7 protein-coding genes are annotated in these 11,646 nt (G+C 67.3%); 2 read left to right on the top strand and 5 right to left on the bottom strand.

Going from position 1 to position 11,646, the window contains the following annotated elements; translation table 11 throughout:
• Window positions 1–281 (top strand): hypothetical protein (locus tag AC1DHY_RS14950; protein ID WP_476903850.1); only part of this gene is annotated, 281 nt, incomplete at its 5' end.
• A gap of 91 nt (window positions 282–372) precedes the next feature.
• Here the strand turns inward: AC1DHY_RS14950 and AC1DHY_RS14945 are convergent.
• The 3 genes from AC1DHY_RS14945 to AC1DHY_RS14935 are packed head-to-tail and all read right to left on the bottom strand — an operon-like array spanning window position 373 to window position 7,950.
• Window positions 373–4,074, bottom strand: a complete 3,702-nt coding sequence (locus AC1DHY_RS14945) for a 1,4-alpha-glucan branching enzyme (RefSeq protein ID WP_476880057.1) — start codon at window positions 4,072–4,074, stop codon at window positions 373–375.
• A gap of 1 nt (window position 4,075) precedes the next feature.
• A complete protein-coding gene (gene treS, locus AC1DHY_RS14940; RefSeq protein ID WP_476903849.1) occupies window positions 4,076–5,872 on the bottom strand; it encodes a maltose alpha-D-glucosyltransferase in 1,797 nt (598 codons plus the stop codon).
• Between the two features lie 5 nt (window positions 5,873–5,877).
• Complete coding sequence (locus AC1DHY_RS14935) at window positions 5,878–7,950, bottom strand: alpha-1,4-glucan--maltose-1-phosphate maltosyltransferase (RefSeq protein ID WP_476903848.1); 2,073 nt, start codon at window positions 7,948–7,950, stop codon at window positions 5,878–5,880.
• Between the two features lie 142 nt (window positions 7,951–8,092).
• Here AC1DHY_RS14935 and glgP point away from each other — a divergent pair, with 142 nt between their 5' ends.
• Window positions 8,093–10,711, top strand: coding sequence for an alpha-glucan family phosphorylase (gene glgP, locus AC1DHY_RS14930; RefSeq protein WP_476879990.1), 2,619 nt, complete (start codon window positions 8,093–8,095; stop codon window positions 10,709–10,711).
• 103 nt (window positions 10,712–10,814) lie between these two features.
• Here the strand turns inward: glgP and AC1DHY_RS14925 are convergent, their stop codons facing one another.
• On the bottom strand, window positions 10,815–11,171 hold the full coding sequence (locus tag AC1DHY_RS14925; protein WP_476879991.1) for a barstar family protein: 357 nt from the start codon (window positions 11,169–11,171) through the stop codon (window positions 10,815–10,817).
• 7 nt (window positions 11,172–11,178) lie between these two features.
• On the bottom strand, window positions 11,179–11,640 hold the full coding sequence (locus tag AC1DHY_RS14920; protein ID WP_476879992.1) for a guanyl-specific ribonuclease: 462 nt from the start codon (window positions 11,638–11,640) through the stop codon (window positions 11,179–11,181).
• Window positions 11,641–11,646: the final 6 nt, after the last annotated feature.

Raw genomic sequence — 11,646 nt, 5'->3', positions numbered from 1 at the left:
CAGCTGTAAAAACCATGCCATCCACGGGGTGGACAACACAGCCAAAACAACCAATCAATAAAACAATTGGTATCAACAAACTTGGCACACTATTGAGTTCTCAAACAACAGACACACCCGGCACCACCACAACCCCAATACAGGGCCGCGACTCGCTCCGGAGCAACTTTTCAAACTTACCGGGCCGCTTCACCCTGGTCAAATCAGCGTTCCGACTCAGTCTTGCCATTGGCTTCTTGGTCTTCTTAGCGGATCAACCCCGGGGAGCAGCGCGGAAATAAACTCTACCACCGTTTTCGCGGGCTGACCAATCCGTCCCGGAGGACGCCCGTGCCCGCCGGCGCACACTGCGGCGGCGGGCACGAAACGGGCCTAGCTGAGGGCCTTGAAGTAGGCGGCGCCCAGCGGCGGGAGCGTCACGGTCAGCGTGGCCGGCTGGCCGTCAACGCCGTCGTCGGAAGCTTCAAGGGTGCCCTCGTTCAGGACCCCCGATCCGCCATAGGCGGCGGCGTCCGTGTTCAGGACTTCCTGCCACTGGCCCGTGGCCGGAACGCCGAGGCGGAAGTCCTGGTGCGGTGCGCCGGAGAAGTTCAGGGCGCACACGAGCGCGTTGCCGTCGGCGTCCCGGCGGATGAACGTCAGGACGTTGCGGTCGGCGTCCCCGCCGTTGATCCACTGGAACCCGTCGGGATCGTTGTCCCGTTCGTACAGTGCCGGGGTGGAGCTGTAGAGCTCGTTGAGGTCCTTGGTCAGGAGCTGCACGCCGCGGTGCGCGGGGATATCGGCCAGCCACCAGTCCAGGCCATGCTGCTCGGACCACTCCGCTTCCTGTCCGAATTCGGTGCCCATAAAAATGAGCTGCTTGCCCGGGTGCGCCCACTGGTAGCCCAGGAAGGCACGCAGGTTGGCGAGCTGCTGCCAGCGGTCACCGGGCATCTTGCGCAGCATCGAGCCCTTACCGTGCACCACCTCGTCATGGCTGATCGGCAGCAGGAAGTTTTCCGTGTACGCGTAGACCATGGAGAACGTCACGGTGCCGTGGTGCCACTTCCGGTTGTACGGGTCCTCGGCCATGTACTTGAGCGAGTCGTGCATCCAGCCCATGTTCCATTTGATGCCGAAGCCCAGGCCGCCCTGGCTCGTCGGGGCGGTGACGCCGGGGAACGCGGTAGATTCCTCGGCGATCATCACCGCGCCGGGGTGGGTCTTGTAGACCGTGGCGTTGACCTCCTGCAGGAAAGAGATCGCTTCGAGGTTCTCCCGGCCGCCGAAACGGTTCGGCTGCCACTGGCCCTCCTCGCGGGAGTAGTCCAAGTAGAGCATCGAGGCCACGGCGTCGACGCGGAGCCCGTCGATGTGGAACTCGTCCAGCCAGTAGAGGGCGTTGGCGACCAGGAAGTTGCGGACCTCGCGGCGGCCGAAGTCGAAAATCAGGGTGCCCCAGTCCGGGTGTTCGCCGAGGTTCGGGTCCGAGTGTTCGTACAGGGGATCGCCGTCGAACTTCGCCAGTGCCCACGCGTCCTTGGGGAAGTGCGCCGGCACCCAGTCCAGCAGGACGCCGATGCCGGCCTGGTGCAGTTCGTCCACGAGGTGCCGGAACTCATCCGGGTGGCCAAACCGCGAGGTCGGGGCGAAGTAGGACGTGACCTGGTAGCCCCACGAGCCGCCGAAGGGGTGTTCGGCGACGGGCATGAACTCCACGTGGGTGAAGCCGAGCCACTTCACGTACTCCACGAGTTCCTTGGCCAGCTGCCGGTAATCCAGCCCCACCCGCCACGAGCCGAGGTGGACCTCGTAGACGCTCATCGGGGCCTCGTGCGGGTTGCGGGCGGCCCTGGCCTTCATCCAATCCTCGTCCTTGAAGGCGTAGGACGGCTCGACAACGCGGGAGGCGGTCAGCGGCGGAATCTCGGTACCGAACGCCAGCGGATCGGCCTTCTCCACCCAGTTGCCGTGTTTGGTCTTGATCTCGAACTTGTAGCACGCCCCTGCTACAACGCCGGGGATAAAGAGTTCCCACACCCCTGAGGATCCGAGGGAACGCATGGAGAATTCCCGGCCGTCCCAGCCGTTGAAGTCGCCCTTGACCCGCACCGCCTGGGCATTCGGGGCCCACACTGCGAACGAAACGCCGTCGACGTCACCAAGGACGGACTTGTAGTGCCGGACGTGGGCACCCAGGACGTCCCAGAGGCGCTCGTGCCGGCCTTCGCCGATCAGGTGCAGGTCGATTTCGCCCACCGACGGCAAGTATCGGTACGGCTCGTCGGCCTGCTGGGGCGCCTGGTTTTCGTAACTGACCTCGAGCCGGTAGTCCGGGACGTGCCCTTCGTCCAGCGGATCCAGCACGGCCACCCACACGCCGGCGGATTCGTGGGTCATCGGGTAGCTGCCGGCGGCGGTCACCACGGAGACGGCCTCCGCGAGGTGCTTCACGGTGCGGATGGTGACGTGGCCGTAGTCGTCAAGATGCGCGCCGAGGACCGAGTGCGGCGCGTGGTGTTCCCCGGCGGCGACCCGGGCAAGGGTCTCCGCGTCCACGGGAAGCGGGACGCCGGGTCGATCGGTACGTGCTGAACCAGTCATTGTGTTACCTTCCACTGCGGTTTCGGCGGGAACGCCGGAACCTGTACTGCCAAGGAGACGACGGGATGCGTTCACCGGGATGGCGAGCCAGTCCGGCCGGTTCCGTAGTTCGTAAACAACTTCATAAAGAGCCTTGTCGAGCCACAACGCCACGAACAGGGGTGAGTCGCGGTCGATCGTGCCGGGGGTGACTTCGGCGTAGCCGGCCAGGAAGGCCTCCGCACAGTCGTCCACCCAGCCGGCGGGAACAACGGCGCCGTCGTATTCGCGGACCGCGGCCCCGGCGGCGTAGTCAAAGGAGCGCAGCATGCCGACGACGTCACGGAGCGGCACATCCGGAAAATTGCGTTCGGAGATCGGCCGGAGGGGCTCGCCCTCAAAGTCGAGGATGGCCCAGCGCGCCGGCTGGCCGGCCGAACCGGGGACCTGCAGGATCTGGCCGAGGTGGAGGTCGCCGTGGATCCGCTGCAGCTGGCCGGCGCTGCTGCTTTCGAGCCGGGAAAGCAATTCCTCGAGTTCGCCGTCGAACGGTCCGACGGCGGCACTGGCCTGCGCCCATGACTGGCGGACCCGCTGGGCGACGCCGGGAGCGATGTCCCGGCCGGGCACGGCTTCGGCTCCTGTACCCAGAGCCTGGGCGAGGCGGCGGTGCACCGTGGCCGTGGCGACGCCGAGGGCGCGCGCTTCGGCCGTGAATCCGGTCCCGGTGCGGGCCGCGTCCACAGCGAGGCGCCAGGCGTCCAGGCCGCCGGCGAGGAACTCGTGCGCGACGGCAAGTTCCCCGCGGGCCGTCCGCCCGGGAACGGCGGCGTCGGCGCCGCCGGAGGGGCTGCTCCATTCGCCGGTGACCCAGCCGAGGGTGGCCGGCACTTCGGCGGTCCGGCCGGTGGTCAGGGCTGCCCCGATCTCGACTTCGGGGTTCTGCCCCTCGGACAGGACCCGGAAGAACTTGAGGATGGCAGCGGAGACGCCGTCGTCCACAATGACCGAACTGTTGGACTGCTCGCCGGAGAGGACCCGGACCTTGCCGGTCGCGTGCGGCAGCCGGTATCCGGAGTCAACGAGGTGGCCGCCCGCCGTACCGTCGGCCGCGGCGCCGCGCTGGCGCATCAGCTCCAGCCACGCCGCGATGAAGGCCGGATCGTGGACGCCGTCGTAGATCCATCCGTGGGGCGCGTCCGAGCCGTCCGCCGGGAGCTCGCCGAGCAGTGCGGCCCCGGCGCCGGCCAGCGGCAGGGTACGGAAGGTCAGGGGCACCTGCACGACGTCGGTCCGGTTGCCGTCTGCCGTCGGGTACGTCACCGCCAGCAGCAGCACCTCAAGCACCGGCCGGGTGTCCGGTCCGGGATCGGCCGGGCCGGCGTCGAGGCGTACCCGGCCGGCCGGTTCGAAGCTGAAGTGCGCGCTCTTGACGGGGAACCAGCGCTGGCGGGGAAGCCAGCTGCGGAGCAGGGCGTCCAGCGCGGGGGTAAGGGTGGGCGGGGTCATGTCAGCCTTCGATGGACAGGATGGGCATCGCCTGGGTGTGGGGCGAGGCCGGATTGGACGCGGCCGAACGGATCCGCAGCCAGAAGAAGTCGTGGCTGCCCAGCGTCAGGGTCAGGGTGCCGTCGTCGGCGATTGCGGGGAACGCCTGGCCGCCGAACACGTCCCGCAGGCCGCGCCCGGCGAACTGCGGCACGCGCAGGGTGGTGGCCACGGGGTGCTGGGAGAGGTTGAAGGCACACAGGATGGTCTCCGCGTCCTCGCCCGCGGCGTTGCCCGCGGGCAGGTCGCGCAGGTAGGACAGGACGACGTCGTGGTCGGCCTCGACGTGCTGGAACGAGCCGAGCCCGAAGGCCGGGTGGTTCTTCCGGACGCTGAGGATCTGCCGGGTCCAGCGCAGCAGCGAACCGGAGTGCGCGGCCTCGGCCTCAACATTGGCCATGCTGTAGTTGTAGACCAGCGACTGGATCACGGGGAGGTACAGCTTGCCCGGGTCCGCGTGGGAGAAACCGGCGTTGCGGTCCGGGTTCCATTGCATCGGGGTGCGGACCGCGTCACGGTCCTCGAGCCAGATGTTGTCGCCCATGCCGATCTCGTCGCCGTAGTACAGGAACGGGCTTCCCGGCAGCGAGAGCAGCAGGGCGTTGATCAGTTCGATTTCCGAGCGCGAGTTGTCCAGCAGGGGCGCCAGCCGGCGGCGGATACCGATGTTGGCCCGCATGCGCGGATCCGGGGCGTACCAGCCCAGCATCGCCGCGCGCTCGTCGGCGGTGACCATTTCCAGGGTCAGTTCGTCATGGTTGCGCAGGAACGTTCCCCACTGGGCGCCTTCGGGGATGTCCGGGGTGTCCTTCATCGTCTCGATGATCGGCGCGGCCTTCTGGTCCCGCAGGGCGTAGTACAGCCGGGGCATGATCGGGAAGTGGAACGCCATGTGGCACTCCGGCTCCTCCTCGGTACCGAAATACTCCACCACCTCGGCCGGCGGCTGGTTGGCTTCGGCGATGATCACGCGGCCCGGGTAGCTCTCGTCGACCATCCGGCGCAGCTGGCGCAGGAATTCGTGCGTGGCGGGGAGGTTTTCGCAGTTGGTGCCCTCCTCTTCGAAGAGGTAGGGGATGGCGTCGGCGCGGAAACCGTCAATGCCCTGGTCCAGCCAGAACCGTACGACGTCGAACAAGGCATCGATGACCTTGGGGTTCTCAAAGTTCAGGTCAGGCTGGTGGCTGAAGAACCGGTGCCAGAAGAACTGGCGGCGGATCGGGTCGAAGGTCCAGTTCGATTCCTCGGTGTCAACGAAGATGATGCGGGCGTCCTGGTACTTCTCGTCCGTGTCGCTCCAGACATAGAAGTCCCCGAACGGCCCGTCGGGGTCCTTGCGCGACTCCTGGAACCAGGGGTGCTGGTCCGAGGTGTGGTTCAGGGGCAGGTCGATGATCACCCGGACGCCGCGGGCGTGGGCCTCCGCGACGAGCCGCTTGAAGTCACTGATGGTGCCGAACTCGTCCAGGACCGAGTTGTAGTCCGAGATGTCGTAGCCGCCGTCGCGCAGCGGGGACTGGAAGAACGGCGGGAGCCACAGGCAGTCGACGCCGAGCCACTGCAGGTAGTCCAGCCGCTCGATCAGGCCGTGGAAGTCGCCTGAGCCGTCGCCGTTGCCGTCCGCGAACCCGCGCACCAGGACCTCGTAGAAGACCGCCTTGCGGTACCAGTGGGGATCGTGCTGGAGGCCTGGCGCGTTCAGTTCGAAAGTCCCCTTCGGGGTGAAGTGCTGGTTGGGATTGCTCGGGCTGAAGCTCATTGGCGCTACCTCCGGATGCTCAGGATGTGGGCGGGTTCGACGTGCGCGTCGAGGCGGACGTAGTTGTACTCCCCCCACTCCCAGCTTTCGCCGGTCAGCAGGTCATCGACGATGTAGCCGCCGTTGGCGGTGAGGTTCTCCGGATCGAGCTCCAGGGCGGCCAGATCCAGGGAGACCGTGCTCTCCCGGGTACCGTGCGGGTCCACGTTCACCACGATGATCAGGGTGTCCTTGGTGCCGTCCGGCAGCGTCTTGTGTTTTGAGTACACCACGGTGGCGTCGTCCGTGCTGGCGTGCACGGTCAGGTTTTGCAGGTCCCCGAGGGCCGGGTGGGTGTGCCGGATTTCGTTGAGCCGGGTCAGGTAGGGGGCCAGCGTCCGGCCCGATTCCGCGGCTGCCTCCCAGTCACGGGCCTTGTATTCGAACTTCTCGTTGTCGATGTACTCCTCCGCGCCGGGGCGGGCCACGTGCTCGTAGAGTTCGAAGCCGGCGTAGACGCCCCAGGTAGGGCTGGCCGTGGCGGCGAGCGCGGCGCGGATCTTGAACGCCGCCGGGCCGCCGAACTGGAGGTACTCGGTGAGGATGTCCGGGGTGTTGACGAAGAAGTTCGGCCGGAAGAACGCGGGGGATTCGTGGCTGACCTCCTCGAAGTAGGTCTCCAGCTCCTCCTTGGTGTTGCGCCACGTGAAGTACGTGTAGGACTGCTGGAATCCCGCCCGGCCCAGGGCGTGCATCATCGCGGGCCGGGTGAACGCCTCGGCGAGGAAGACGACGTCGGGGTTCTTCTTGTTGACCTTGGCGATCAGCCATTCCCAGAACCACACGGGCTTGGTGTGCGGGTTGTCCACCCGGAAGATCTTGACGCCGTGGCTGATCCAGAGCTGGACGATCCGCAGGATCTCGTTGGACAGCCCGGCGGGGTCGTTGTCGAAGTTGAGCGGGAAGATGTCCTGGTACTTCTTCGGCGGGTTCTCGGCGTAGGCGATGCTGCCGTCGACCCGGGTGGTGAACCATTCCGGGTGGCTCTGCACCCAGGGGTGGTCCGGGGCGGCCTGCAGGGCCAGGTCCAGGGCGACTTCCAGTCCGAGTTCGCCGGCGCGGGCCACAAAGGCATCAAAATCCTCGAAGGTGCCCAGGTCCGGGTGGATGGCGTCGTGTCCGCCCTCTTTCGCACCGATCGCCCACGGGGAGCCGGGGTCGTGCGGACCGGCCAGCAGGGTGTTGTTCGGGCCCTTACGGTGCTGGGTGCCGATCGGGTGGATCGGCGGCATGTAGATGATGTCGAACCCCATGGCGGCGACGGCGTCCAGTCGCTTCGCTGCGGTCCGGAACGTTCCGGAGGTCCATTCGCCGGTTTCGTGGTTGCGGACAGCGCCCTCGGAGCGCGGGAAGAATTCGTACCAGGCGCCGCGCCCGGCGAGCTCACGCTCGACCAGCAGCGGATACGGCTCCGTGGCCGTCACCAGTTCCCGGATGGGCTGCCGGGCGATGACGCCGGCCACGGCCGGGCTGAAGCCGGCGGCGAGCCGCTCTTCGGGCGTCTTCGAGCCGTCGGAGAGTCCGACGACGGCGATCCGCAGCGTCCGCCGGTCGGCGGAGGGCCTGGTGGGGTCCTCGGACGCCTCGGTCAGCAGGGCAGCGCCCTCGGCCAGCATCAGTTCGACGTCGATGCCGGCTTCGACCTTGACCTCGGCGTTGTGGTGCCAGGTGCCGTAGCGGTCATGCCAGGCCTCAATGACGAAGGACCACCGGCCGGTGCCGGAGGGCGTCAGCCGGCCCTCCCAGCGATCGGTGCCCGCTCCCCGCTTCCCGCGGGGCGGCGCGAGCCGGACCCGTTGCCGCTCCTTGCCACGGGGATCCAGCAACACTGCGCTGACGCCCAGCATGTCGTGGCCCTCCCGGAACGCGGTGGCCCCCACGACGATGCTCTCGCCCTCTACAGCCTTGGCGGGAAACTTCCCGTCCTCGACCGCAGGCTGCACGGCAGTGATGGGAAACCTGCCGAATTTCAGGCCCTCGGTGATCAGGACCTTCGGCTTTTGCTTGGACACGGCACTGGTTCGCGAGTTAGTCGTCACAGGCTCGACGTTATCTACAAATGGGTCAGAATGCTAAGGCGGCTCACTTTTTTTCGGGTGATTCCCGGCGGCAATATGACATTTACCGGAAAGAAACCCAAAGCTGTTCCGGGGCCCGGAGATGTCCGTTAGTGTTTCGCAGGTGAAGGCTATCCGCAGGTTTACCGTCCGAACCGTTCTTCCCGAATCGATCCGGCCTTTGGCGCGGCTCGCCACCAACCTCCGCTGGTCGTGGCACCTCGAAACCCGGGAGCTTTTCGAGCAGCTGAACCCTGACGCGTGGGCCGAGAGCGCCCACGATCCCGTGACTTTTTTGGGCCTGGTCAGCAGGGAAGAACTGCAGCGCCTCGCGGCGGACCAGGACGTGGTGCGCCGGGTCCACGAAGCGGCCGCGGACCTGGACCGGTACCTGGAGCAGCCCCGCTGGTACCAGGGCCTGGGCGAGGACGCGCCCCGCTGCATCGCCTACTTCTCTCCCGAGTTCGGCATCACCGAGGTGCTGCCACAGTACTCCGGCGGCCTCGGCATCCTGGCGGGCGACCACCTAAAGGCCGCCTCGGACCTGGGTGTTCCGCTGATCGGCGTCGGCCTGCTGTACCAGGCGGGCTACTTCAAGCAGTCCCTGTCCCGGGACGCCTGGCAGCAGGAAACGTATCCGGTCCTGGACCCGGACGGCCTGCCGCTGACCCTGCTCCGCGAACCTGCTCCGGACGGCAACGGGCGGCCCATCCAGATTTCCCTGCCGCTCCCCCACGGCCGGCGCCTGCTGGCGCACGTGTGGCGCGCCGACGTCGGCCGCGTTCCGCTGCTGCTGCTCGATTCGAACGTGGCAGGCAACGACGACGCCGCCCGCGGCATCACCGACCGGCTCTACGGCGGCGGCGGGGATCACCGGCTGCAGCAGGAACTGCTGCTGGGCATGGGCGGAGTTAAGGCCCTGCGCGCCTTCCAGCGGCTCACCGGCGCTCCGGCCCCGGAGGTGTTCCACACCAACGAGGGCCACGCCGGCTTCCTGGGCGTCGAGCGCATCCAGGAACTGATGTCCGGCGAGCATCCGCTGAGCTGGGAAGAAGCCCTCACCGCGGGCCGGGCCTCGACCGTGTTCACCACCCACACCCCGGTCCCGGCCGGCATTGACCGCTTCGAGACTTCGCAGATCGAGCATTTCTTCACCGCCGGCCTGGCGCCCGATGTCCCGATCGGGAAGATCCTGGACCTTGGCCGGGAGGACTTCACCGACGGCAACCCCTTCGTCTTCAACATGGCCGTGATGGGTCTGCGCCTGGCGCAGCGGGCCAACGGCGTTGCGAAGCTGCACGGTGTGGTGTCCCGCGGGATGTTCTCCGCGCTCTGGCCCGGCTTCGACCACGCCGAGGTGCCGATCACCTCCGTGACCAACGGCGTTCACGTACCCACCTGGGTGGACCCCCGGGTGTCCCAGCTCGCGCGCACCCAGTTCGGCTCCGATGCCGAGACGGAGGGCCGCTGGGACCTGGCCTACAACGTCACGGACGAGGCCCTGTGGGCGCTCCGCCGCGAGATGCGGGTCTCCCTTGTTGAAGACGTCCGGCGACGCCTCCGGGCGGCCTGGAAGAAACGCGGCGCCGCGGACGCCGAGCTGTCCTGGACCGACTCGGTGCTTGATCCGGACGTCCTCACCATCGGGTTCGCGCGCCGTGTGCCGACCTACAAGCGGCTGACGCTGATGCTGCGCGACCCGGAGCGGCTCAAGGCCATGCTGCTGCACAAGACCCACCCGATCCAGCTGGTGATTGCGGGCAAGTCGCACCCGGCGGATGACGCCGGAAAGAAGATGATCCAGGACCTGGTCCGCTTCACCGACGATCCCGCCGTGCGGCACCGGATCGCGTTCCTGCCCAACTACGACATCGCCATGGCAAGGACGCTTTTCCCAGGCTGCGACGTGTGGCTCAACAACCCGCTCCGCCCGCTCGAGGCGTGCGGCACCTCCGGGATGAAGGCCGCCCTGAACGGCTCTCTCAATCTCTCCGTGCTGGACGGCTGGTGGGACGAGATGTACGACGGCGAGAACGGCTGGGCGATCCCGACGGCCAACAATGACGCCTCATCGGAGGAACGCGACGACATCGAAGCGTCGGCCCTCTATGAGCTGCTGGAGACGCAGGTGGCGCCGAAGTTCTACGGCCTCACCGTCTCCGACGGGGCCGGTGCCGCGGGCCCCTCCCAGTCCGGGCCGCAGGAGGTTCCCACCCACTGGGTCTCGATGATCAAACACACCATGGCGCACCTGGGCCCGGCCGTGTCGGCGGACCGGATGCTGCAGGACTACGTCAACGTCCTGTACCGGCCGGCGGCCATCGCCGGACGGCACGCGACGGCGGACGACTTCGCCGAGGCCAAGGCCCTGGCCGCCTGGTCCTCACAGGTCCGCGAGGCGTGGCCGCAGATCCAGGTGGAACACGTCGACTCCGTGGGCGTCTCCGAGGACCCTCAGATCGGCGACAACCTGCAGGTAAACGCCTACGTGGCACTCCACACGCTGCGGCCGGAGGACGTGGCGGTGGAGGTGGCGTACGGCCGAGCCGAGGACAGCGATGAGCTGACGGACATTACCGTGGCGGAGCTGCAGGCCGTGGAGGACCTCGGCAAGGGCCGCTACCTGTTCAGCGGGACCCTGGTGATCGACCGGTCCGGGTCCTTCGGGTACACCGTCCGGGTGCTGCCGAAGCACGAGGGGCTGGCGTCGAAGGCCGAACTGGGTTTGATTGTCAACGCCTGATTCTCTACCTCCTCACTGGCTGCTCCGCTAAACGGCCATGCTCCGCGTGCTCGCTCGTTCCTCGCTTAGACGCACGCTTCCGCATGACCGGTTAGCGGGACGCTTAGAGGCAGACTGCTATGACCTTTAGGTCTTTGCCGGCGTAGCGTTCTGCGTCCTGGAGGATTTCGCAGACTATGCCGAAGGCGCGGTCACTGCGGAATGCGGCGGGGACTTGCCAGATGACCGTGGCCGGCGGCTGGGCGTCGTCGCTGACCGCGTCGGCGAAGTCGTGGAGCGAGTCGTTGAGGGCGTCCAGGTTCGCGCCGTAGTGGCCGGGGAAAGCGAGCGCCTCGCCGAAGGCCTGCAGGACGTCTTTCCGGGTGGCCGCGGGTGGAACCACGAAAGCCCGGCGGCCGGCGTCGTCTACTTGCGCCTGCAGCTCATCGAGCGTCCAGGTGTCTCCGGAGAAGAATTTCATGGCGCCCTTACTTGTTTTCGGCGATAAATTTGAATGATTCGTAGTGGTCAGCGGTGTAGTACTTTTCGCCGGCCGCGCCCGTGACGATCCGCCGGGCGCCGCGGTCCGACTCCCCCGGCGTCCGCACGGTGAATTCCCGGTAATACCCCGATGATTTCCGCGGCAAAATTCTTTCGAAGTTTCCGAACGGAACGTTATCCCGGGAATAGGGGTACGGCCCGCCACGGGCGATCAGGGCGAGGGTCTTCCGGGCCTCCGGAGGCAGGTCGGAGGCCCTGATTTCGGGCAGCTGCGATGGATTGGCGACGCCGGAAACGGTGGCTCCCGCTCCGGGGTTGCCCGGGGAGGCCGCGGCGGGACCCGGTCCGGGCTGGGACGGCCCTGCCTGCGGGAGTCCGCCCAGCACAAAGGCCAGCAGCACAAGGCCCGCCAGCACGGCGAGCAGGCCGGCCAGCCGTCGGGCGTTCATTGGTGC

The organism is Arthrobacter sp. 05L44 (assembly GCF_056397605.1).
Note: the sequence above shows the minus strand (reverse complement) of the source record. Positions and strands in the feature narration are given on the sequence as shown.